General features: G+C 66.3%; 23 protein-coding genes and 1 riboswitch. Of the genes, 11 read left to right on the top strand and 12 right to left on the bottom strand.

Translation table 11 applies throughout. The features are described 5' to 3' along the window. Positions 1 to 208: 208 nt before the first annotated feature. Positions 209 to 1819: a peptide ABC transporter substrate-binding protein gene (locus tag NA11_RS02110; protein WP_245745674.1), complete on the top strand. Its 1611-nt coding sequence runs from the start codon at positions 209 to 211 to the stop codon at positions 1817 to 1819. 235 nt (positions 1820 to 2054) lie between these two features. Next, complete coding sequence (locus NA11_RS02105; RefSeq protein WP_069160175.1) at positions 2055 to 2276, top strand: hypothetical protein; 222 nt, start codon at positions 2055 to 2057, stop codon at positions 2274 to 2276. A gap of 164 nt (positions 2277 to 2440) precedes the next feature. Here the strand turns inward: NA11_RS02105 and NA11_RS02100 are convergent, their stop codons facing one another. The 4 genes from NA11_RS02100 to NA11_RS02085 form a co-directional block, all read right to left on the bottom strand. Then, positions 2441 to 2809 (bottom strand): peptidase inhibitor family I36 protein, encoded by a 369-nt coding sequence (locus tag NA11_RS02100; RefSeq protein WP_069159996.1) that lies wholly within the window; start codon positions 2807 to 2809, stop codon positions 2441 to 2443. A gap of 282 nt (positions 2810 to 3091) precedes the next feature. Continuing rightward, positions 3092 to 3700: a hypothetical protein gene (locus NA11_RS02095; RefSeq protein ID WP_069159995.1), complete on the bottom strand. Its 609-nt coding sequence runs from the start codon at positions 3698 to 3700 to the stop codon at positions 3092 to 3094. Positions 3701 to 3826: 126 nt separating this feature from the next. Further along, positions 3827 to 4042 (bottom strand): hypothetical protein, encoded by a 216-nt coding sequence (locus tag NA11_RS02090; RefSeq protein WP_141717348.1) that lies wholly within the window; start codon positions 4040 to 4042, stop codon positions 3827 to 3829. 38 nt (positions 4043 to 4080) lie between these two features. Next, complete coding sequence (locus NA11_RS02085; protein WP_245745673.1) at positions 4081 to 4671, bottom strand: hypothetical protein; 591 nt, start codon at positions 4669 to 4671, stop codon at positions 4081 to 4083. A gap of 269 nt (positions 4672 to 4940) precedes the next feature. On the opposite strand from NA11_RS02085, the gene NA11_RS02080 reads away from it, so the two are divergent. After that, complete coding sequence (locus NA11_RS02080) at positions 4941 to 5168, top strand: hypothetical protein (protein ID WP_069159993.1); 228 nt, start codon at positions 4941 to 4943, stop codon at positions 5166 to 5168. Positions 5169 to 5329: 161 nt separating this feature from the next. On the opposite strand, the gene NA11_RS02075 is transcribed toward NA11_RS02080, so the two are convergent. The 8 genes from NA11_RS02075 to NA11_RS45435 form a co-directional block, all read right to left on the bottom strand. Next, positions 5330 to 6094 (bottom strand): HpcH/HpaI aldolase family protein, encoded by a 765-nt coding sequence (locus tag NA11_RS02075; RefSeq protein WP_069159992.1) that lies wholly within the window; start codon positions 6092 to 6094, stop codon positions 5330 to 5332. Then, a complete protein-coding gene (locus NA11_RS02070) occupies positions 6094 to 7317 on the bottom strand; it encodes a type III PLP-dependent enzyme (protein ID WP_069159991.1) in 1224 nt (407 codons plus the stop codon). The genes NA11_RS02075 and NA11_RS02070 overlap by 1 nt, the downstream gene beginning before the upstream one ends. Continuing rightward, positions 7314 to 9065: an IucA/IucC family protein gene (locus NA11_RS02065; RefSeq protein ID WP_141717347.1), complete on the bottom strand. Its 1752-nt coding sequence runs from the start codon at positions 9063 to 9065 to the stop codon at positions 7314 to 7316. The genes NA11_RS02070 and NA11_RS02065 overlap by 4 nt, the downstream gene beginning before the upstream one ends. Before the next feature lie 12 nt (positions 9066 to 9077). Continuing rightward, complete coding sequence (locus tag NA11_RS02060) at positions 9078 to 10274, bottom strand: MFS transporter (protein ID WP_069159990.1); 1197 nt, start codon at positions 10272 to 10274, stop codon at positions 9078 to 9080. Next, positions 10271 to 12004: an IucA/IucC family protein gene (locus tag NA11_RS02055; protein ID WP_218023223.1), complete on the bottom strand. Its 1734-nt coding sequence runs from the start codon at positions 12002 to 12004 to the stop codon at positions 10271 to 10273. The genes NA11_RS02060 and NA11_RS02055 overlap by 4 nt, the downstream gene beginning before the upstream one ends. 56 nt (positions 12005 to 12060) lie before the next feature. Continuing rightward, on the bottom strand, positions 12061 to 13251 hold the full coding sequence (locus NA11_RS02050; RefSeq protein ID WP_069159988.1) for an ATP-grasp domain-containing protein: 1191 nt from the start codon (positions 13249 to 13251) through the stop codon (positions 12061 to 12063). Positions 13252 to 13253: 2 nt separating this feature from the next. Continuing rightward, positions 13254 to 14261, bottom strand: coding sequence for an ABC transporter substrate-binding protein (locus NA11_RS02045; protein WP_069159987.1), 1008 nt, complete (start codon positions 14259 to 14261; stop codon positions 13254 to 13256). A gap of 91 nt (positions 14262 to 14352) precedes the next feature. Continuing rightward, a complete protein-coding gene (locus NA11_RS45435; RefSeq protein WP_167837536.1) occupies positions 14353 to 14499 on the bottom strand; it encodes a hypothetical protein in 147 nt (48 codons plus the stop codon). Between the two features lie 421 nt (positions 14500 to 14920). Here NA11_RS45435 and NA11_RS44580 point away from each other — a divergent pair, with 421 nt between their 5' ends. The 8 genes from NA11_RS44580 to NA11_RS02005 all read left to right on the top strand — a co-directional run. Further along, positions 14921 to 15145 carry a hypothetical protein gene (locus tag NA11_RS44580; RefSeq protein ID WP_141717346.1) on the top strand — a complete coding sequence of 75 codons (225 nt, stop codon included), beginning with the start codon at positions 14921 to 14923 and terminating at the stop codon, positions 15143 to 15145. Positions 15146 to 15251: 106 nt separating this feature from the next. Then, the gene (locus tag NA11_RS02035; RefSeq protein WP_069159985.1) at positions 15252 to 16043 is read left to right on the top strand and encodes an SDR family NAD(P)-dependent oxidoreductase; all 792 of its coding nucleotides are present in this window, start codon (positions 15252 to 15254) and stop codon (positions 16041 to 16043) included. Positions 16044 to 16548: 505 nt separating this feature from the next. Continuing rightward, positions 16549 to 17598, top strand: coding sequence for a ParB/RepB/Spo0J family partition protein (locus NA11_RS02030; protein ID WP_167837535.1), 1050 nt, complete (start codon positions 16549 to 16551; stop codon positions 17596 to 17598). A 53-nt stretch (positions 17599 to 17651) separates the two neighbouring features. Next, a riboswitch (cobalamin riboswitch) is annotated at positions 17652 to 17846 on the top strand. 30 nt (positions 17847 to 17876) lie between these two features. Continuing rightward, complete coding sequence (locus NA11_RS02025; protein WP_069160172.1) at positions 17877 to 18914, top strand: ABC transporter substrate-binding protein; 1038 nt, start codon at positions 17877 to 17879, stop codon at positions 18912 to 18914. After that, positions 18911 to 19909 (top strand): FecCD family ABC transporter permease, encoded by a 999-nt coding sequence (locus NA11_RS02020; RefSeq protein WP_218023222.1) that lies wholly within the window; start codon positions 18911 to 18913, stop codon positions 19907 to 19909. Before NA11_RS02025 ends, NA11_RS02020 begins: the two co-directional genes overlap by 4 nt. A 74-nt stretch (positions 19910 to 19983) precedes the next feature. Further along, a complete protein-coding gene (locus tag NA11_RS02015) occupies positions 19984 to 20973 on the top strand; it encodes a FecCD family ABC transporter permease (protein ID WP_245745672.1) in 990 nt (329 codons plus the stop codon). Continuing rightward, on the top strand, positions 20970 to 21758 hold the full coding sequence (locus NA11_RS02010; protein ID WP_069159983.1) for an ABC transporter ATP-binding protein: 789 nt from the start codon (positions 20970 to 20972) through the stop codon (positions 21756 to 21758). Before NA11_RS02015 ends, NA11_RS02010 begins: the two co-directional genes overlap by 4 nt. Beyond that, the coding region (locus NA11_RS02005) for a (2Fe-2S) ferredoxin domain-containing protein (RefSeq protein ID WP_069159982.1) at positions 21755 to 22256 on the top strand (502 nt) is incomplete at its 3' end. The genes NA11_RS02010 and NA11_RS02005, both read left to right, overlap by 4 nt.

Genomic DNA, 22256 nt, shown 5'->3' with positions numbered 1-22256 from the left:
CGACCCGACTGAACGTGGTCGACGACGAAGCCACCAACGATCATGTGCCTGTGGCCTCGACCGCACGCAGCAACGACGCGTAGCAGTGTTCATTCTGTTCTGCGGCCCGGAGTGCGGATTAAGAGGACGATGATGCACGAAGTCGCTATTGTCCGAATTTTATTGCGATGGCCAGCTTCGACTCGGCCACTCGAGGACGGAGAGCGTGTTGAGATCCCCCAGATGGGCTGCGTTGCTGGCGGCCGCCGTATTGGCGACCGGGCTCGGCCTGACGGCCTGTACGTCCGACGGAGGCGGTGCGACGGAGGGCGTGGTCACCGCCAACGGTGGTGAGCCGCAACATCCTCTCGTTCCGACGAATACCAACGAGAACCTGGGCGGCCGCGTGGTCGACCGCTTGTTCGCCGGGCTGAAGTACTACGACGCCGACGGTGTTGCTCACAACGAGGTGGCGCAGTCGATCGAGTCGACCGATCGGCGACACTATCGGATCACCCTCGAGCCGGGCTGGACGTTCACCGACGGTTCCCCGGTGACGGCGAAGTCGTTCGTCGACGCGTGGAATTACGGTGCGCTGAGCACCAATGCGCAACTGCAGAGCTGGATATTCGCCTCGATCGTCGGCTATGACGAGGTATCGGTGGATCAGCCGAAGGCGCAGACGATGTCGGGGCTGAAGGTGATCGACGACCGCACGTTCACGGTCGATCTCATCCGCCCATCGATCGATTTCGAACTCTCGCTCGGGTTCGCGCCGTTCTTTCCGCTGCCCGAGGTGGCGTACAAGGACATCAAGGCGTTCGGTGAGCGCCCGATCGGCAACGGCCCGTACAAGTTTGCCGGTCCGGAGGCCTGGCAGCACAACGTGCAGATCGATCTAGTTTCGAATCCGGATTATCGCGGCGGGCGTCCGGCCAAGAACAAAGGGCTGCGGTTCGTCATGTACGCGACCTACGAGACCGCCTACGCGGACATGCTGTCCGGCAACCTCGACCTGCTCGACACCATCCCCGACAACGCGTTGACCAACTTCCAATCCGATTTCGGCGACCGCGCCATCCAGAAGTCGACCGCTCGATACGAGCACGTCGGATTTCAGCCCACCGTGCCGCATTTCGACGGCGAGGAAGGCGTGCTACGCCGCAGGGCGATCTCGCTGGCCATCAACCGGCCGCAGATCTCCGAAACCATCTGGCACGGAACCAAGGTCCCGGCACGGGACTTCACCTCCGCCAGTCTGCCCGGTTTCAACGGCAATCTCCCCGGAGCGGACCTACTGACGTACAAGCCGGACGAGGCCAGGAAGCTGTGGGAGCAGGCCAATGCCATCGCGCCGTGGACGGGTCGCCTGGAGATCGCCTACAACGCCGACGGTGGGCATCAAGCCTGGATCGAGGCGGTCGCCAACGGCGTCAAGAACACCCTCGGCATCGATGCCATCGGCACGCCCTACCCCACGTTCAAGCCCCTACGCGACGCGATCACCAAAAAGACCATCCGCACCGCATTTCGCAATGCCTGGCAGGGCGACTATCCGACAATGCTCAATTTCCTGATGCCGCAGTATCTTTCCGATTCGGCAAGCAACGACATCGGCTACGTCAACCTCGAATTCGACAAGCTCATCGCTGCCGCGCTGGCCGCGCCGACACCGGAGGAGTCCTACGCACACATCGCGAAGGCGCAGGCCATCCTGTTCCAGGACATGCCAGACGTTCCGGTGTTCAACGACAACAACAACGCGGCACATTCGGACAAGGTGCGACAGGCGAAGCTGACCTGGAACGGTCTTTTCGCTTACGAGAGTGTCGAAAAATAGTCGCCGGTTGAGATTCGGTCCGAATCAGAACTCCGGAATCGGTTGGGTGACCCTCTTCGGACCAGAAGAGGGTCACCACCCACCACTGACCGCCTTGGTTCAGGAGCTGGACGCTGTTGACGCCGCGGACGGGCTCGCCGTCCGGCTCCTGTCTGGACTCGTAGTGCTGCGCCGCCCGTTGCTGTGTCGACTGCGAGATCGGCTGGTCGGGACCATCTCGGGCAGACTTCCGCGTATGAGTGCTGAGGACGTGGCTTTCCTGCTCGACAACCTGTGCGTCGAACTGGGTTTCTGTCTGCCACCGGATGAAAGGAGCAGGTTGTGCACGGCGCCGCCTACGGACGCCGACTCGTTTACCGATGCCGTCTTCATCGCCGAGGGCATGGATCCGAACGAGGACAAGCGTCTTCGTGAGTTGGTCCGCCAAAAGGTGATGCGCGCGTTCCAGCAAAGGTAGGCCGGGGCACGATGTCCGAAGCACGAGCGCGTAATTGGGAGGTAGCCCCGCCCAGTAGTCTTCGCTGGGCGGGGCTGTCGTCTGTGTACGTGGGCCGCGTCGCTCTGCCGGCTCTCCCGCAACCCCAGCTGATGTTGAACGCGGTCGCGCCAGCCGATTTCGGGTCAGACCGCCTTCACCGAATGCACCTGAGTGGCGACATCGGCCGGGATATTGAGTTGTTGACCGGGGCCGCTTCGGAAGATGATGCCGCCGCGATAGTTGTACTCGGTGAACCCGTCCCAGTAGCGGCCGGTGCGGTTCCACTTCGAATAGGCTTGGCCGTCGATGTTCTGTAGGCGTAGATCGGTGGAGCCGACGCGGAAGTAGGCGATTCGCCCGCCTCCGTTGGCGGCGCTGAAGAGGCAGAAATGCCCGTTCGGGCAGCGGTCGTATCCGGCGGCGTCTTGGGCGGGGTCGGCTTGGGCGGGGGCGGCCAAGCCGGCTATGCCGAGGACCAGCAGTGCTGTCACGGCGAGTTCGCGCAGTTTCATCGTCTTCTCCTGCTTCTCGAGATCCCCTGTGGCACAGGAGATTTATCGAGTCGACGGTACGAGTCGGCGGATATCGTCGGCGTATCGAAAATCCCATACGCGCTGACAACGGTGCGCCGCCGACAATGCCTGCTGCGACGCAGGGACCATGGGTCGGCGGTGTCCCTGACCAGCCCGCAATCGAAGACCGCCACAACGACTTCGCCGCCTGCTGACCTTCAGTCTTAGACAGGCCGAGCCCGATCCGAACGAACGGACCGGGCTCGGGCTGCGCTGTTCTTCTCAAGCTTCCAACGTGTTGCTGATTCGCCGCATCTGGTCGGTGGCGACAGCGAGGAGTTCCTGTTCGGTGGTCGGTGCGGCGTCGACCGAGATGATCAGGCGGACCACCAGGGGACCGTCTAGTAGCGAAAGTTGGAGAGTGGACCTGCCGTTCGAGTCCGAGTCCTTTTTCTCGTATAGATAGGCGGCACGTTCGCCGAGACCGGGTACGGCGACCTCGGCGTTGACGCCCGAGAGGCGTTTCATGACGACCAGGTTCATCTCATAGGTGGTCAGGGCTTCACTCTTGTCGGTGTGCAGGACCGTCCACAACTCCACTGCCGCCAAGCGGTCGGTGTCGACGGAGTTGTTCTCCGCATCACAGGTCAGCTCTGTGCCGAGCTCGGTGTTCTTCTTGTCGCCCGAACGATTGATCGGTGTCGGCTCCCACCTGGCCAGGACCGACAGATCGAGCAGGTCGCAGCCGCCGGTGACGCGCTCAGCGCTATACCGCTGCCCGCCAATGGAACTCGTGTCCGCGCCATCGCTCCCACAAGCGGCCGTCAGACCCCCCATGGCCACGACAGCCCAGATCGAGAGCTTTCGCGCGAAGTACGGCGACTTTGCCATTCGATATCCCTAACGACCAACGAAGCACCGTGTGGTGCAAGCGAACCTCGCACGCTACTACGACGCCGGTCCGGGTATGAGCCGCTATTTTCACCGGCGACGGAATCCTCCGCAGGCTCTCGCAATTCAGAACAGGGTGTCGCTCGCGGGTGGCGGGGTCCGGGTGTCTGCGAGCTCGTCGTCGCCGACGGCATCCTGCATCGCGTCGATCTGGTCCTGAATCGCTTCAGCGCGGGCCACCAGCTCGATGCTGTCGGGCTGGGTGAGGCTCTCGGCGTCGAGCTTCTCGTACACGCAGGAGAGTGCGGACCGCAAGCCCTCGAGCTCCATGCCTGATTCCACGAGAGCTCATCCTACGGAGCGAAACCCCGCAGCCAGGCTCAGACGCAGTAGTAGCAGGTTCCGCTGGCCGGGAGTTGGGTGAAGCACTCGGTGCACACGGCTGTGCGGGTCGGTTGGGGCGCGGTTTCGACCTGCGGTGCCGCGGTTGTCGGGCGGCGGCGGCCTGCCACCTTGGGGGTGAGCGGCGGAACTCCTCTGTCGGCTGGCATTTCTGCGCCGTAGTGCTGGTAACACTGCCAGCGTGCGTAGGCTGCGTGCAGCTCGAGGTCTTCGGGGATCGGCAGGCCTGCGAGTTCCAGCATGTATTTGTAGGCGTCGCCGACGGTGTGGTTCTGCCGCACGCACAGCGCGATCAGTGGCGGCTCGCCCGCCTTGTGGCAGCGCCTGGCGATCTTGCGCAGGATGGCGTCCATCCAGGTGCGGGTCGGTGCTCCGGTGTGCACACCTGACGCTTCCTGCACCCGCTCGGCCAGCTCGTTCACCGTGATGAAATGCCCGTAACCGGTAGCGATCTCGGCCAGCTCGGCATGTGCGGCCAACGCCCACGCCACCGTCGCCTCACGCAACGGCACCGCGGCGCCGTCACCCGCCCGCCATGCTCCTGCCGTCGTGGATACCGCGTTCCTCATCACCCCGCCAAGTTATCGCGAGAGCCCCACCCGACGCGAATGCCGTGGCGTGTGGCACATTTCCGTCGGTGACCGGTCCGTGACTGCCGACCTCTCGGCGCGCGGTCGCCTAGGGGAGTCCACGAACAACAACCTCCGATCGCCCATCGACGGCGGCTGTCACGCCGCCGAGGCTTTGCTGTGTGGCAGCGATACCGTGAATCATGAGTAACAATTACGTGTACAGAAGGCGAACGAGTGACGGGATGTCCGTCTGAGGTAGGTGTCCCGTGCACGACGAATCCGATGTGGCGCAGGCTCGGATGTTCTACGAGCTACTCAGCGCGGAGGCCCGAACCCTGGCATCAGCGATTCAGGCCACCGCGACCTTGCGCGGAACCCCGCGCTCCACGACCGAGGGGCGCCGTCTCGAACGAGATTTGCGGGAGGTCCGCCGCTGTCTCGATCGGCTCCGTCACGACTTCCCCGAACTGAACGATCAATCGAATGTCGTGTGAGCGGCAGGTTTTCGCGCTCATGCGACCAGGGGGTGGTTGATGGCCTGCCGTCCGGCGGCGGAGCATGCCTTCGGCAGGTACTACCGCGGGTGCGGTGGATCGGCAACAGCTCGGGGACGGTGCCGCGATGCGTGCTGCCGACCCGGGTGCTGCGCAACTGCTTAGGGGGTGAGGTCGGTGAGGTTGTGGCGTAGGGCGGCTGCGGCAAGGTCGCTGGCGTCGCCGAGGCTGAAGGCGCGGACGCCGGCGTTGCGCCATTGTGTGTAGCGGTCGGGGGTGCGGGCGATCGCGCAGAAGGGCACGTTGTGAGTGGCGCAGGCGGTCTGTAGGCCTGCGACTGCTGAGCGCACCGTCGGGTGGGTCAATTGCCAAGGCAGCCCATAGGATTGGGAGAGGTCCGCGGGACCGGGTAGCACCATGTCGATGCTGCCACCGGACAGGATGTCCTCGATGGCGTCTACTCCTTCGACGTCCTCGATCAGCGGGATCAGCATGATCTCGGCATTGGCTGTTGCGATGTACTCGACTGGGTCGAGTCTGCCGAATCCGGCGGCGCGGCCGGTGCCGAGCGATCGCATGCCCACCGGCGCGTAGTAGGCGGCGTGGATGGCCGCGTCCACATCGGCGCGGCTGCGGACGTGCGGAACCACGATGCCGAGCGCGCCGCCGTCGAGTGCCCGCAGGATCGCGCCGGGATCGTCCGGCGGCACCCGCACAAAGGCGGTCAAGCCGGTCGCCTCCGCGGCGCGGATCAGGTTCTCCAGTTGCTGCGGATCGATCAGCGTGTGTTCGGCGTCGATGATGACGAAGTCGTAACCGGCACAACCGATCATCTCGACCAGTGCCGGGGCGGGCGTCGAGCAGAACAGGCCGTGCACCGTGCCGCCCTCGGCGAGCTTTCGTTTGACCTCGTTGCGGCGCAACATCAGACGGTTCCCACCGGAAGACCGCCAAGGAAATGGAAGGTCGGCGAGGGGTGCATCAGGAAGTCGTGGTGGGAGATGTTCCAGGCGTACGCGCCGGTGAGTCCGAACACCACGCGGTCGCCTGCCCGCAGCCCTGGCGCGGCAACATGCTGTGCTAAAAGGTCTTTCGGCGTGCAGAGCTGACCGGTCACGGTCACCTGCTGCTGCCCGGCGGTCGGCCGTTGCCACGGATGCGGCCACGAGTCGACCGGAACGATCGCGCACGGTTGGTCGTGTCCCTTGGTGGCCGGGGTGCGCAGATGGTGGGTTCCACCCCGGACCACCGCGAATTCCGTTCCGTGACTGAGCTTCACGTCCAACACCTCGGTGGCGTACCACCCGCAATACGCGGTGAGCGCCCGGCCCGGCTCGATCCGCAAGCGCAGTCCAGGGTTGGCCTCGGCGATGCGGCCGAGACCGCGGCCGTAGGCAAGCCAATCGAAACGGCTTGCCGGGGTGGTGTAATCGACGTTCATCCCGCCGCCGACATTGACCTCGGCGAGTTCGACACCATGGCGTTCGGCGAGCGCGGTCGACCAGCTCACGATCGACGCCGCGACCTCGACGAGTTCGGCGGCGTCCAACCCACTGGCCAGGTGGGCGTGCACACCGTGCCAGCGCAGACCCGGATACCGCCCGTCCGCGAGTTCGGCGGCCAGCGCGTCGGCCTGAGCTGGATCGAGACCGAACGGGGTCGGCCTGCCGCCCATGGCTAGTGCACTGTCGGCGAGCGCACCGCCGTCGACGGCCAGATTGACGCGGAGCAGCACCCCGATCGGCGCGGCCGCCGGACGACTTGCCGTCAGGGCGGCCAGCATGCGCAGCTCGGTGGCGCTTTCCACGTGCATGCGGTGCACGCCGTGCTCGAGCGCGGCGGTCAGCTCGTCGAGGGTCTTGCCCGGCGCACCGAACGCCAACGGCCGCTGCGGGACGGCCTTGGCGACGTGGGCGAGTTCGCCGCCCGAGGACACCTCGAACCCGTCGACGATATCGCTGAGCGCGGCAAGGATTTCCGGCTCCGGATTGGCCTTGGCGGCGTAATACAGCTCGACCGCGTCGGGCAGCGCCGCACGAACGAATGCGGCATGGTCGCGCAAGGCGCCGAGATCGTAGAGGTAGGCAGGCAATTCGGTGCCGGACAGCGCCCTCACCTTCGCCAGCACCGGTTCGGTCAGCGCGATCATCGGACCACCTCCATGTCGAAAGCGTTGCTGCGCACCTGAAGTGACTCGGTACGCGGGAAGGGCGATGGCAGCCGGACGTAACCCGCGTCGCGGTCGGCCCTGCGCTCCCACCTGGTGAGCATGTTGGCCTTGGCGGGCACCGGAACCCCGGCGAGCAGCGCGGCCAAGCGCGGCGGGCACCCGTATTCGTTCGCGTAGTTGCCCAGCGTCTCGTGCACGCGCGCCCACAACCTGGCTTCCAGTTCCGGGTGCCGGTCCGCCAGTGCGGCAAGCATTTCCGCGATGTTGTTGACGACCAAGCAGTAGACGACTCGATCCCAACCTTGCTGCGCGTCGTAGGACATCCGCGAACCGACCTCGGGCAGCAGCCCGGCCAGTGCCGCCGCATGGTGTTCCGGCAGCAGCTTGGTGCCCTCCAGATCCCGGAACAGCACCTGCACCGGCATGTTCGCGCCATCGACGCCGATGATGACGTTCTGCAGATGCGGTTCCAGCACGACGCCGTGGTCGAAATAGGCGGCAAGGACCGGCGGGATCAGCAATTCGAGATACGCCGTCCACCAACGCAATGCGTCCTCGGCATCGCCGTCACCGAGCAGCGGCGAGATCTGCGCTGGTCCGGTCGAGTACTCGTCCGCGACCGCCGCGGCGAGTAGCGCGGTGACGCCGGGGCGCAGCCGCGCGGACAGGCCCTCGCGGACGATCACGCCGAAGCCTTCCAGCAGGGCGCGATCCGCGGTGCCGTCCGCTCCCGGCAGCGCGATGCTGCGGTAGGCGGGTTCGCGCAGCATCCCGTGCCCGGGGAAGCGAGTCTCGAGATCGTCGAAGACCGCGCGAAGCAGGCCGGTCAGCGCAACCGCGCCGGACAGTTCGTAGCTGGCGTTCTTGCGCAGGCAGTTGGTGATTCGGACGTTGAGGCTGAACTTGAGGAAGGTCTCGCCGTCGTAGAGGGTCCGCACCGAAGCGGTGGCGGCGAACATCCGCTCGCTCGTGCCGAGATCGATGATGTCGCCGCGCGAGAACGCACTACGCAATGCCGAATTGTCCCGCAGCAGTTCGTATTGCCACGGGTGGGCGGGCAGCAGCCGATAGCCTGCGGGCACCTCCGGCGACAGCCGGTCGAAGGCGGCGACCGCGTCCGGATCGGCGGATTCTTCGGCGATGAGATGCGAACGCACCGCAAGCAGCCGCAGCTCGAACGCGCCACCGTTCTCCGGCGCATAACGCTCCCACAGCTCCGGATCGCCGCTGCGCGCCTTCGGTGTCGGATGGAAGCGGTGACCGTACAGCAGCGACTGCTCCGAGCTCAGATAGTCGGCGGCGGCGAGGGCCTGCCCGGTGCCGCGGGAAGCCATGGTTGCGGTGATCGTGCGGTGACTGGAGGCGACCTGTTCGAGGAATTCGTCGTTGTGCACACCGGTGTGCAGCGTCAGTTCGTCATGGATGTGCGCGGCCAGGCGCTGCCAGTCCACGTCGACCCATGCGCCGTCGCGGAATTCGGTGACCGGCCCGGTGAACCGATGCGCGCCGATCAGGGAGGTGCGCCGCAGTCGTACCCGAAGACGCACGCCACGGCGGGGCAGCCGCAGCAGCAGCTGATCGCCGGTGACCGTCACCTGCTGTTCGGGTCCGGAAAGCTCACGCAGCAGGCAATTGAGCAGGGTGTGCGCGACGACTTCGTCCGCATTCGGCAGGGCGGCGCGTGCGTGGCGGGGGACGGACGATAGCGATGTGCTCGACAAAGACATGTGACTACTCCGTTATGTGGGCGAAAGACGTTGGCGGACTTCGACGGTCAGCGCGACCGTCAGTGCGGCGACGGCGGCGAGGCCACCGACCAGTGCGGGCGCGGCCGGGCCGAAGCGCAGGTTGACCGCGGTGGCCGCGACGCCGGCGGCGACCGCACCGGCCTTGGCGAAGAATTCGAGCGAACCGAACATGCCGCCCGGCGCTCTGCCGGTGGCACAGTCGGAGGCCAGCATGTTCCGGCCGAGCAGGCACAGGGTGAGGCCGATGCCGAGGACGAGGCGGGCGATCACGAATCCGAACAGGGAGTCGGTCACCCAGTGGGCAGCCAGTCCCACTGCGAGACAGGCGAATCCGAAGATGACCGGCGGTAAGGGTCCGGTCCGCAGTCGACGCTGCAAGGACATCGCCGAAAGGAGATAGACCAGATGCGGTAGTGCGAACAACAGGCCTGCCGCCGCCGCGGGCAGATCGGGCAGCCTGGCCCCGACCAGTGCGACGAGATAGGGAAACGAGACGACGGTGGCGAACACGACGGTGAACTCGAGTGCGAACAACGCACGCAACGGCCGTGGATCCGGTGCGGCGCCGTCGGTTCCGTTCTTCTTGACGCTGTCCTCGCTCGCCTCCGGCTCTGGCAGCCAGAGCAGGAGCAGCGCCGCCGACAACGGCAGCAAGGCGAGCACGATGTACTGACGATGCGGCGAAAGCCACTCCGAGAGCAGGCCGACCACGATCGGCGCGAAAACCAAAGCGGCACGGGCACTGAGCTGGAGCAGCGTGAGCGCCCGCGTCAATGCCGGGCCGCGCAGTGCCGCACCGAGATAGCCGTTCGATGCCGCGAACGTGCCGCCGAGCACGCCCTGCAGCACCAGCGCCGCGGTGAACACCGGAATCGAATCGGCAAGACCTGCCAGTACGAAGGCCACCGCGAGCCCCAATTGGGCACGCAGCAGCAACTTCTTGCGCCCGAATCGATCGGCGAGTTTGCCCCACAACGGCGCACCGAGTCCACCGAAGACGGTCGGCACGACATACAGCAGCCCTGCCCACCGCGCGGTCGGATCACCCAGCTCCGGCAGCATCGCCGTGAAGTACGGCGGCAGGCCGAGCGCGGCGAACGAGGCAACGAAGTAGCAGCCCGCCACCGTGTACACCCGCCGATTCGTACCCTCCTGCGGGTCAGCGGATTTCGACGCGGTGACGGTCATTGTGCACCGCCGAGGGTGCGCAGATAGTTGGGTCCCGCGGTGTAGTGCTTGTTGATGTCGGTCGCACCGGACCGTTCCTTGCTGAACAGCGTTCCCGCGCTGACCATCGCCTTCACCGGCAGGGTCGGCGCATCCAGCACCTCCGCGCGTAGCCGTTCGGCGTTGCCGACCCGGCCGATCGCCTGCTCGAGCCGATCGCGAACGAGCAGGAGCAGTTTCGGCAGCGGCGCGTGGCCGAGCCTGGCCAGCTCGAACGCGTAGGAGCCCGCACACAGGTGCATGGTGATCGTGCTGAACAGATCGGTGAGCGCGCGATCGTCGTCGACATTGATGCGCGGATCGGTGAACCTCGGTGGTTCGCCGCCGAGCCGGGCATGCACCCGTTCGGTGTGCACGCGTGCGGTGTCGTTGTCCTTGAACACCATCCGCATGCGGGTCGCTCCGCCGTCGGTGTCCAGCACCAGCGAGATGTTCTGCTGATGCGATTCCAGCGCGATACCGTATCCGAAAAGGGTTGTCTGCCAATCGAAGAGCAGAGTGAGCCAGGCATCGAACAGTGCGATCGGGTCGCCGTCGTAGAACCGGTCGGCGAGATGGTCGACAACCCGGCGATCATCACCGGCCAGGCTGAGCAGCGCCGCCATCGGCACGACAACGCCGCCGTCCAGCTCGGCGGGATAGCGGCGCCGCAGCACCGCGAGCAACTCGTGTCCGGCATGGGCGTACGTGCTCTCGTCAGCCAGCAGAATCGTATGGCGGAAGCGCGGTTCCCTGGCGATGACGGTTTCGAGCAGCCGCTGGCAGAGTGCGCCGTCGACCAGGGTCCGTGTCTTGATCGTGCGCACGTTGCGCTGTCCGAGTGTTGCGGTGGCCAAAGGCAGCTTGAGATGTTCGGCCGGGTCGGCGGCGAGCGCGACCGTCCGGGTCGACAGTGTCGGAATCACCTCGAGGTACGGCTGGTCCAATAGCACGGAATCGGCGTGCAGATCCAGCTCGTGCAGCGCCGCATCGAGCGCGGCGCCGACGGTCAACGGGTGGATCGGCAGCAGGAGGTGGCTTTCGGCCAGGTGCGGGGCACCGAGCCGGTCCGGTGTCGGCCAGTACGGCGGGAAGTCGACGCCACCCGCGACGGTGACGGCAGCCTGGGGGACCGCCAGCCAGCGCAGTGCGAACCGAGGATGGAATTCCGGTGTGTAGGCACGCAATTGCGCTTCGCTGAGCCCGGACCGGGCCCGGGCGGTCGGGTACACGGGATGGTCGTGGCGGGCGGCCAGTGTGTCGAACGCCAACGTGGCCGGGCCGGTCCAGCCGTCGAGCCGGTCGCCGTAGAACGTGGTGAGCGTTTCCGAGATCTGTTGCCGGGTGGCGGCATGCAACCGGATGGTCGCCAGCGTCTGTGCGCACTCCGCGGCGAATCCGAGGAACCCGTCGCGATCAGCCGGATCCGCGAATGTCGCGAGCGCGCCGACAATCTCAGCCACACTGCGTAATTCGGATCCATCGGACTCGCGCACGAGCAACGGAAGCCTGGCTGTGTCCGCGCAGAGGAACCCATCCGATGTCACCGGGAGCAGCAGTGCGTCGACATCGTGCTCGGTGCTTGCCGCGAGCCGCAACCACCGGCCGTCGGCCCGGACCACCTCGGAGCTGCGGGTGCGCAGCCCGAGCACATCCTCGCGCAGCATGGCCGCGAGCACCCGGAACACCAAATACTGTTCGTGCTCGTCCACCTCGGACGACACGGCGGCGCTAGCGCTGCCTCTTGCCGGTTCGCTCGCAAGCCCGCTCACAGCGTGATCTCCCAGCGCTGGGCCGCGAGGAACTGCTCCGCCACTCGATCGACCGCCGCGGTGTCGGTGCCGATCGCCCGCAGCACGCCGACGTAGTCCCGGTTGGTGTGCGAGAGCGCTTGCTGCACACCGAGTGTGCGCAGTGGACGGTAGGTGAGGCCGACACCGTCCACGACGGTGTCGACGGCCTCGGGCCGGGAAGTCAATGTGCCGGAACCGGATGCGCAGATGTGGTCGATGCGCCCGGCGCCGTCGGTCCGCAGGCCGAGATCATCCGGCAGCTGCTCACCGAGGTAGGTGCGCAGGATGCGCTCGAACAACGCGATGCCGAGCAACTGCTGCAACATCAGATCGCATTGATCGCCGATGCTGCGGTAGTTGACCTCGATGAGCCTGGCCCGGTCATCGTGCACCACGAATTCGGTGTGGCAGGCGCCGAATCCGACGCCGAGCGCATCGAGTTGGGTGAGTACCTGCGTCGTCACCGATTCGGGATGCGCCGGGGTGAAGGTGTGGCGCAGCTCGATGAAGTGCGGCGGCGCCGACAGGGTGGTGCGGAAGCCGCCGAGCACGGTGCGCTGGATGCCGTCACCCAGTGTTTCCAGCGTGTGCAAGTCGCCGATGAGGTATTCCTCGACGACCAGGGTGACGTCGGGCACCCGCTCCCGAATCTGCTTGCAGCACAGGATCAGATCGTCCGGCCGCTCGACCATCACCACGTTCTCGCTCGCCACGCCCTCGCGCGGTTTGACCACGCACGGAAACGGCACGTCGAGTGCGGCGAGCTCGGCCGGATCCTGGTGCGGCGTCAGCTCGGTGCTCCACACGGTGTCCAGTCCGGCGGCGGCGAGATGGCGGCGCATCTGCGCTTTGTTCTTCGCCCGCAACGTCACTCGCCAGTCCTTGCCCGGCAGCTCGAAGTAGGCGGCGGCCAGCGCGGCCGTGGTCTGCAGATGATCGCTGTTGCTGAAAATCGCGTCCGGGTCAGGCAATCCGGCGATGGTGGCAATGACCGCCTCGACATTGCGCACGTCGCAGCGCACGGCCGGAATATCGGGGTGCCGCAGCCGATGCGCCGCGGGCTGATCGGTCAGGATCGTGACGTCGAGACCGAGCGCGGCGGCCGCGGGCAGGTACCCGTCGGAGACCGAGTCGGTGGGATTGAGGGCAAGCAGGTAGAGCCGCATTGCTACTTCTGCTCCACGCCGGTCGCCTTCGCCACGTCGGCGAGCATCTTGTCGGCGGCCTGCACACCGATGCCGGACATCCAGATCTCGTCCGACACGTCGATGGCCTTGCCGTCCTTCACCGCGGCCAGATCACGCCAGATCGGGCTGGTGGTGACCGCGCCCTTTTCCGTCTTGCCCGGGTCGTCGACGGTGGCAATGAAGATCAGGTTCGCGTCGGCCTGGTCGACCTGCTCCGGGCTGACGTCCTTCATGGTCTTCTTCGGGTCAGTGGCGACCTGGGAGGCGGGCCGCGGCAGGCCGATGTCGTCGAGCACGACGCCGCTGAAGGAGGTGTTCAGGTAGAGCCGCGTCGGTCCCGCCATGAAGCGGACCACCGAAACCGTTGGCAGCGTGCCGTTTTTCGCCTTTATCGCGGCGCCGAGGTCGTGCGCGCGGTTCTCGTAGTTCTTCAGCGCGTCGGCGGCCTGCTGATCGAGCCCGAGCGCCTTGGCGTGCACGGCCAGGTTGGCTTTCCATGGGCCGCCGGTGGTTTCGGTGAAGACGGTGGGTGCGATGCCGCTGAGCTTGCTGTAGATCTTCTCGTGCCTGACCTTCGACGACAGGATCAGATCGGGCTTGAGTGAGGCGATGCGCTCCAGGTTCGGCTCGAGCAGCGGGCCGACATCGGTTGCCGGACCGACCTTGTCGGCGAGGTAGTCGGGGAAGCCGCCGCGCGACTTGGTGTGCGGGAGCACCGCACCGACCGGCTTGATGCCGAGCAGGGTCACCGAATCGAGTTCGGCGGTGTCGAGTACGACAACGCGCTTGGGCGCATGCGGGATCGTCACCTGCCCCATCACGGTGTCGAGCGTGCGCGGGAAGCTCGCCGCGTCGGCCGCCGACGGTGCGGAATCGGTTGTGCTGGAACTGTTGCCGCAGGCCACGAGGATCGGCAGGCTGACCGCCGCGGCGACCAGTGCGACGCCGATGCGACCGAGGCCTGGCATGCGGAATCGTCGTGTGGACATGTTTCGTCCTCATTTCTGGTTGGGTGAAACGACGTCGCCTGTCGGGTGGGGCGACGTTGTGGAGTGGGCCTTGGGTGCGGCCGCGGCGCGGTCAGACCGTCTCCGGGGTGATCGGCACAGGCACCGAGCGTGCGCCGAACGCCGGGCGTTGCAGAATGCGCAGCAGCAGTACGGCAAACCCGCTGACCAGCACCGAGTTTCGCGGCAACACCGGGGTAGCTCGGGTCGTGTCTGGCAAGGTCACAACGCTAGAGCTTAAGTTAGCCACGCCTAAATCTGTCAAATGGAAGAATGCGTCCGGAATGTCTCAAAAGTGAGGCTTAGATCCACGCAAAATGGCCTCCACCTGTGACTTTGGCCTCGAAACGTCGAAGGAGTGTGACAGGTATCTCTCGACCGGTACCAGGTTCATGTCACGTCATCACTGCCCGCGCACTCCATGGACCTACTGGTCGGTTTTGGATAACTGGCCACCGCTCCGCCGAGGCGACGAAGCGTGATCATCACCCGATCAGTTATTGATCAGCAATGCTGAGGTGAATTGAAGCTGGCGTTAACTCCTGCGTAGTAGCCGATTCCCCCGGTAACGGCGGCAGCAGAGCAAGCGACCAGTCAGATGGAGGCAGGATCATCTAGGCACTCACGGAGAGATAGACATCGTGGCGAACTTCAGCACCGAACCGATTCAGCGAATCGCGACTGTCCCCGCCGGTCACCCCGATCGGCGTTGCCCCCACTGCCTCGCCGGTGTCGATCACGTCTTCGCTCAGTGCGTCGAACGGCCGGCCGCACCGCACCCGCCGACCCGCTATCTGCCGCATGTGCCGCGCACCGGCCGCCAAGAACGGCACGACACCAAGGAGTTCTGCGCAATAGCGCGGTAATCTTCGACGAGGTGCTGATGCGCCCGCGTGGCCAGTGTTCGGTGGGCAATTCCTCGCGTCCGTAAGGTGGGTTGGGGTGGGCTCGTCGAGGATCGGGAGATTTGCGATGGAACTGCGGGGCGCGCGGGTGTTGGTGACGGGGGCCACCGGCGGGATCGGCCGGTCGTTGGCGGAGGCGTTCGCCGCGCGCGGCGGCGAGGTGGTGCTGACCGGGCGTCGGGCCGACGTGCTCGCGCCGCTGGCCGAGCGGCTCGGCGGCCGTGCTATCCCCGCCGATCTGGCCGACCGGGACGGGATCGAGAAACTGCTTGCCGCGGCGGGCGAGATCGATGTGGTCGTGGCCAATGCCGCGCTGCCCGCCATGGGGCTGTTGCCGGACTATTCCGTCGGCGAGGTCGATCGCGCGCTCGATGTCAACCTTCGTGCGCCGATCATCATGGCGAAGCTGGCCGCCGAACAGATGGTGGCTCGGCGGCGTGGGCACCTGGTCTTCATCTCGTCACTGTCCGGGAAGACCGCGTCCAGGCAGGCGTCGCTCTACAACGCAACCAAGTTCGGGATGCGCGGTTTCGCGCTCGCGCTGCGAGAGGACTTGCGACCGCACAACGTTGGCGTCTCGACGGTGTTCCCCGGCTATATCAGGGACGCGGGCATGTTCGCCGATTCCGGCGCGTCCCTGCCGCTCGGTGTCGGCACCCGCGCGCCGGAAGACGTGGCGAAGGCGGCCATTCGCGCCATCGACAAGAACCGGGCCGAGGTGGACGTTGCGCCGCTACCGCTGCGCCTGACCGCCATGTTCGCCGGTGTCGCGCCCGGTCTGGTCGCCGCCGTGCAACGCCGCGTCGGTGCCGACAAGACCAGCGAACAGCTCGCCGAAGGTCAGCGCGACAAGCGCTGACTCGAGGTGCGACCCGGCGGGTCGAAGACGTAGTGCGGGAGCGGTTGCCGGGCGCGGCAGCCGTCGTTCGAGCTGGAAGTTTTCTCCGGTACAGTCCCCGGCGAAGGTCGGGCAGAGTGCGTGCTGTCCGTGACGCGATCAGAAGGGGTTAGCTAAGCCGTACCTATGTCGGCCGCGCGGCGCTCCGCGTCGGCGATGCCGCTCTCGCGGCACTTGGTACGTCAATTCCCTTGGGGTAAAGGGATATTCGTCGAAGACCGACCTGTCTGCGTCGGGTTCACCGACAGCGATTGTGGTACCGGAGCGAACACGAAGTGAATTCTCGGACATCGCTGTCGTCGCCAGTTTGATTCCGCCAGAAAGTATTGCGAATATCTTGCGTGCTCGGCCGCCCGCCAGACGGCCGTGCTCGGTGTTGCGCTTCGTCTGTGAAATGTGTTGGGCCGCCTACGCGGCGGCTGCTCAGTGTTGAGAGTGTTGTAGAGAGGGAACCATGATGGAAGGGTTGACATCCACACCTGTGCTTCGGGAGGTGGGTTTGCCTGCGGCGATACGGTCCGCGGCGGTCGAACCGTTCGGCGGCGACTCCTCCGATGGCCGATTCCAGGTGGTACTGCCGGGGCGCTACGAATGCGCGAACGTCAGTGGTGTCGTCGAAATCCGTTTGGAGACCCTTGCTCTCGCAGGCTCGCCACGCATTCTCGGCGAGAACGTCGAACATATCCGGGCGCTGGCCGAGGTCGATGCGGTGCTGCCGCCGATCCTGATACACAAGAAGACGATGCGCGTCATCGACGGCATCCACCGGGTGAAAGCGGCTGTGTTGCGTGGCGCAACGACGATTCGGGCGCAACTTTTCGACGGAACGGACCATGAAGCATTCGTATTGTCTGTGCGAATGAACAATAGTCACGGCCTGCCTTTGTCATTGTCCGATCGCCGAGCCGCGGCAACGCGAATACTCGCTCAATTTCCCGAATGGTCTGATCGTGCTATCGCGGCGACTGTCGGTCTTGGCCACGGCACCGTCGGCCGGATACGGCTGAGTTCAACTGACCAAGATGGCCAGTCGAACATCAGGATGGGGCGCGACGGCAGGGCGCGCTCGTTGAGCGCCGACGATGGTCGGCGGCGGGTGGGCGAGCTGATCGCGGACATGCCCGAGGCGCCGATCCGTGAGCTGGCCAAGGCCGCCGGTGTCTCCGTCGGCACGGCACATGATGTGCGCCAACGGATCAGGCGGGGCGAGGAGCCGGTACCGCGCCGACATACTGACGTCGCGAAGGCGACGAAGAAGAAGCCGTGCGGTCCCCAGACCACGAATGAACTGAAAGACCCGACGGTGCTGATCCAGGGTCTGCGGACCGATCCGTCACTGCGCTTCACCGAACCGGGCCGCGCGCTGCTTCGCCGATTGGCGGCGCACCCGACCGAGCAGGAATGGGACGCGCTCGCCGTCGGCGTCCCCGATCACTGCACGAAAACCGTTGCCCAACTGGCGGGCACGATCGCCAACGACTGGCTCAAGTTCGCCGAACGGCTCAACCAGCTCTAGCGCGGTCCGAGGGCAAGTCAGGTTCGCATTGTCCGATTTCGGAGGGGGCTTGGTACAGTCCGCGCAGCCGTGGTGTTCGGGAAACCGGTGTGGTACCGGTGCGGCCCTCGCCACTGTGATCGGGAGCGACGGATCGGTCCGGAGGAAGCGATTCCTCCGGAGCCACTGGGGCACTTGTGCTCTGGGAAGGTAGATCCGTCGCGCGACAGCCCGTCAGCCAGGAGACCGGCCACGGCTACGCAGTACCCGTTTCCACGAGGACCTGGAAGGCGGTCACCTTGACCCCATCTGTTTTCGCGCGCCTACGTAGTGGTGCGCTGGTCGCCTGTGCGATCGTGCTGGCTGGTTGCGGTGCGCAACCAGGACCGGCGACCAACGACGCCACCGCTGTCACCCGCGCGAACTGCGGGATCGACGTCGGCGTCGGTGGACCTCCCCAGCGGATCTATGCGGCCTACCAACCGTCGATCGAGATCGCGCACGCGCTCGGCGTCACCGATCGGCTGGTGACGACGGCGTTCCTGGATTCCGCGGTGCTGCCCGAATATCAGGCCGCGCAGGCGAAAACGACCTATGTCGAGAAGTTGCCGAGTCGCGACGAACTGCTCTCGAAGAACCCCGACTTCGTGCTGTCCGGCTTCAACGGTGTGTTCGCCAAGTCGTCGTCGTCCAGCGTCGGCACCCGCGCGAGCCTGCACGACCTCGGCGTGCGGACGTGGATCGTGAGCCCGCTGTGCCCGAGCGCGGACGGGCTCGCTGACGAGGCGATCGACCCGGCGACCGTGCGATTCGAGAACGTGTATGCGGATCTGCGCGATCTCGGCGCGCTGTGGGGTGTGTCCGAGCGTGCCGAATCGGTGGTCACGCAACTCGGTGCGCGGATCGACGCGGTGCGCGCGAAAGTGGGTAGCGCGCCGAAGCCGCGCGTCGCGGTCGTCACGCCGAAGGACGACGGTTCCTACACCGTCGCGGGCGGCATCGACTTCGTCACTCGGATCATCGACGCCGCGGGCGGGGTGAATGCCTTCGCCGATCTCACCGAACGCCGTAACGTTCAGATCGGCGCCGAACAGCTGATCGCCCGCGACCCCGACATCATTCTGACCAGCATGTGTTGCAAGGCAACCTATACGCGCGCCGATGCTCAGCCACAGGCCGACAAGATCGTCGGCAACCCGGCCTTCGCCAATCTGACTGCCGTCCGCAAGGGCGCGGTGCATCCGTTCCTGTTCGCCGATCGGGCCGCCGGTGTCCGCATCGCCCACGCGACCGAGCTCGTCGCCGAACTGATCCATCCCGATCTGTTCCGGCGGTGACGCGCACTGCGCGCGGCACCGGCCTGGTCGTCGCCGGTGCCGTGCTCGCCGCTGTCTGCGTCGCATCCGTCTTGGTCGGCACGCACCCGCTCACGCTCGATCAGGCGGTCACCGCGTTCACCGATTTCGGCGGTAGTGACGCCGACCGGATCGTGCGATACATCCGGCTGCCGAGGACCGTCGCCGGCCTGCTCGCCGGCGTCGCGCTCGCGCTGGCCGGAGCCGTCATGCAGGGACTGACCCGTAACCCGCTGGCCGGGCCAGGCCTGCTCGGCATCAACGCGGGCGCCTCGCTGGCCATCGTGATCGCCATGGGCGCACTGGGTTTGACCGCGCCTGCGGTCTTCGTCTGGTTCGCCTTCGTCGGTGCCGCGGTCGCCGCCGCCTTCGTATACACCCTCGGCTCACTGGGATTCGGCGGTGCGACACCGGTGAAGCTGGTGCTGGCCGGCGCGGCGTGCACCGCGCTGTGCGGATCGATCACCACGGCGATCACCCTGCTCGACCGGAGCACCCTCGACAATTTCCGATTCTGGGTGGTCGGATCGTTGACCCGCGCCAGCCTCGAATCCGTCGGGGCGATCGTACCTTTCATCGCCGTCGGCGCGGTGCTGGCGCTGGCGGTGTCGCGGCCGCTGAACGCCATCGCCATGGGCGACGACATGGCGCGCACGCTCGGCACGCGGCTCATCGTGGTGCGCGCGGCAGGCGCGTTGACCGTCGTGCTGCTCGCGGGGTCGGCGGTGGCCATCGCCGGGCCGATCGCCTTTGTCGGACTGGTCATTCCGCATATCGCCCGTGCCTTCGCCGGACAGGACTATCGGTGGGTGCTGGTCTGGTGTGCCGTGCTCGGACCGATCCTGTTGCTGCTCGCCGACATTCTCGGACGGGTCGTCGCCCAGCCACAGGAAATCCAGGTCGGCATCATCACCGCGTTCGCCGGATCGCCGTTCTTCCTCTATCTCGTGCGCAATCGGAAGGTGGCGGCACTGTGACGCTCCTCGAACGCAGCGTATTACCCAGCGGCACAATACTTGTGAGATCTCCCGGACAGCATCTCGTCTTTCGGGTGCATCGTCGATCGGTGCTCGTCACCGTGGTGTGCACGGCGGCGGCGTTGTCGCTGGCGGCCTGGTCGCTCACGATCGGCCACTATCCGCTCACCGTCGGCGATGTCCTGCGGGTGCTCGGTGGTGGTGGCACGCTCATCGAATACGACGTCGTCGTCGCCGATCGACTACCGCGCGTGCTCACCGGACTGTGTACCGGTGCCGCCTTCGCGGTGTCCGGCGCGGTGCTGCAGCGGATCGCGACGAATCCACTGGTCAGTCCGGAGATCATCGGCATCAATGCGGGTGCGTCGTTGGGTGCGCTCGTGGTGAGCGTGCTGCTCGGCGGCAGCGGCCTCGCGCTGGTCGGCGGCGCGCTGGCGGGCGCGTTCGTGGCGATGGCGCTGATCGTCGCGGTGGCGACGATGGACGGCCTCGACGGATACCGGCTGGTCCTCGTCGGGATCGGCGTCACCGCCATGCTGTCCTCGGCGATCGCCTACATCCTGACCCACGCCAACATCTATCAGGCGCATACGGCGGCGATGTGGCTCACCGGCAGTCTCGCCAACCGCGACTGGATGCACGTGTGGTTCGCTGCCGCCGCGCTCGGGGTGGTCATACCGCCGCTGATCATGCTCGGCCGATCGCTGCCACTGCTCGAGCTGGGTGACGAGCTCGCGAATTCGCTTGCCGGACGTCGTGGTCCGGACCGCGGCACGTTGATCGTGCTGGCCGCCGTTGCGGCGACGCTTGCCACCGCCGCGGCGGGGCCGATCGCCTTTGTCGCCCTGGTGGCACCGCAGATTGTGCGACGGCTGCTCGCCGAACGCTGCACCGGACTCGCACCGGCGGCCGCCGCGGGGGCGTTGCTGGTGGTGGCCGCCGATCTGGCGGCCAGACGGCTGTTCCCGGCGGAGCTGCCGGTCGGCGTCGTGACCGCGATCCTCGGCGCGCCCGTCCTCGTCTATCTCCTGGCCCGCGCAACCCGAATCGGAGTCGCCGGATGACCGCACACCTCACCACCACCGAACTCGATCTCGCCTACGGCGACACCGTGATCGTCACCGACGCCTCCGTGGAATTCCCCGCAGGGCAGATCACTGTCATCGTCGGCCGCAACGGCTGCGGAAAGTCCACGCTGCTACGGGGTCTCGCACGGTTGATGCCGCCCGCCGCTGGCGCGGTACTGCTCGACGGTGCCGATATCGCACACCAGCCCGCGCGGGTACTTGCTCGGCGACTCGGGATGCTGCCGCAGCAGCCCGTTGCCCCGGACGGGATCACCGTCGGCGAGCTCGTCGGCCGCGGCCGCCATCCGCATCAACGATGGTTCCGGCAGTGGTCCGAGGAGGACACGACCGCGGTCCGTAACGCGTTGGCGGCCACCGACACTCTCGACCTCATCGACCGGACGATGGACCAGCTGTCCGGCGGGCAGCGGCAACGAGTGTGGATCGCGCTGGCGATAGCGCAGGACCCGGAGGTGATGTTGCTCGACGAGCCGACCACCTTCCTCGACCTCGCCCACCAACTGGATGTCCTCGACGTCCTACGGAAGCTGTTGCCGCGCACCATTATCGCGGTGCTGCACGACCTGAATCTGGCCGCCAGGTACGCCGATCACCTCGTGGCGATGAAGGACGGCCGGGTGGTCCAACAGGGCCCGCCCGCGCAGATCGTGCGCGCCGATCTGGTGTCGGAGGTCTTCGACCTGGACTGTGCGGTGATCGAAGATCCGATCACCGGCACACCGCTGGTGGTCCCCGCCCGGCGCACGGTGGGTACGACATGACGCGCCGGTATGTCCTCGTCGCGCGACCGACGCCGTCGGGCGTCGACCTCGCCGCTGTCGCGAGTCTGGCCGATGCCTGCAGGATCACCTATGCGTTGCTCGATCAGGGGGAGCCGACCATCCACACGGCCCTCGACGACGCTGCCCGCCAAGAGATTCCGGTCACCCTGATTCCCCTGGCCGTGCCTCGCGACCGCTACCTGGAGACCTGGATCGCCAGGGCCGTAGCGAACTGGAAAGAGACCCGCGCCCGCGAGCTCGACGTTCGGATCACCGAAAGCGTCGACACCACACCGGCATTCGCCGACCTCGTGCGTTCCATGATGCGTGAAGACGGCACTGCCATCGCCGCAAGCCCCCGTGCGTTCCGCAGCCCAGCCTGGTCCGAAATCCCCGAGCACACGTCCCACATCCTGGTCTGTCGAGGCCCGCGCTGCACCGTATACGGCGCAGGCGAACTCCACCGCGCCCTACGCCGCGACCACCCGGACGCCCTAG

The sequence above is a fragment of the Nocardia altamirensis NBRC 108246 genome (assembly GCF_001612685.1).
Lineage (GTDB): Bacteria > Actinomycetota > Actinomycetes > Mycobacteriales > Mycobacteriaceae > Nocardia > Nocardia altamirensis.
This window is presented reverse-complemented; position numbering and strand designations above follow the sequence as displayed.

Bases quoted from the DNA above. Each gene is read 5' to 3' on its own strand.
- NA11_RS02095 (WP_069159995.1), bottom strand. From the start codon at position 3,700: ATGGCAAAGTCGCCGTACTTCGCGCGAAAGCTCTCGATCTGGGCTGTC.
- NA11_RS02060 (WP_069159990.1), bottom strand. From the start codon at position 10,274: ATGACCGTCACCGCGTCGAAATCCGCTGACCCGCAGGAGGGTACGAAT.
- NA11_RS02065 (WP_141717347.1), bottom strand. From the start codon at position 9,065: ATGTCTTTGTCGAGCACATCGCTATCGTCCGTCCCCCGCCACGCACGC.
- NA11_RS02070 (WP_069159991.1), bottom strand. From the start codon at position 7,317: ATGATCGCGCTGACCGAACCGGTGCTGGCGAAGGTGAGGGCGCTGTCC.
- NA11_RS02035 (WP_069159985.1), top strand. From the start codon at position 15,252: ATGGAACTGCGGGGCGCGCGGGTGTTGGTGACGGGGGCCACCGGCGGG.
- NA11_RS02100 (WP_069159996.1), bottom strand. From the start codon at position 2,809: ATGAAACTGCGCGAACTCGCCGTGACAGCACTGCTGGTCCTCGGCATA.
- NA11_RS02050 (WP_069159988.1), bottom strand. From the start codon at position 13,251: ATGCGGCTCTACCTGCTTGCCCTCAATCCCACCGACTCGGTCTCCGAC.
- NA11_RS02105 (WP_069160175.1), top strand. From the start codon at position 2,055: ATGAGTGCTGAGGACGTGGCTTTCCTGCTCGACAACCTGTGCGTCGAA.
- NA11_RS02045 (WP_069159987.1), bottom strand. From the start codon at position 14,261: ATGTCCACACGACGATTCCGCATGCCAGGCCTCGGTCGCATCGGCGTC.
- NA11_RS02075 (WP_069159992.1), bottom strand. From the start codon at position 6,094: ATGTTGCGCCGCAACGAGGTCAAACGAAAGCTCGCCGAGGGCGGCACG.
- NA11_RS02010 (WP_069159983.1), top strand. From the start codon at position 20,970: ATGACCGCACACCTCACCACCACCGAACTCGATCTCGCCTACGGCGAC.
- NA11_RS02085 (WP_245745673.1), bottom strand. From the start codon at position 4,671: ATGAGGAACGCGGTATCCACGACGGCAGGAGCATGGCGGGCGGGTGAC.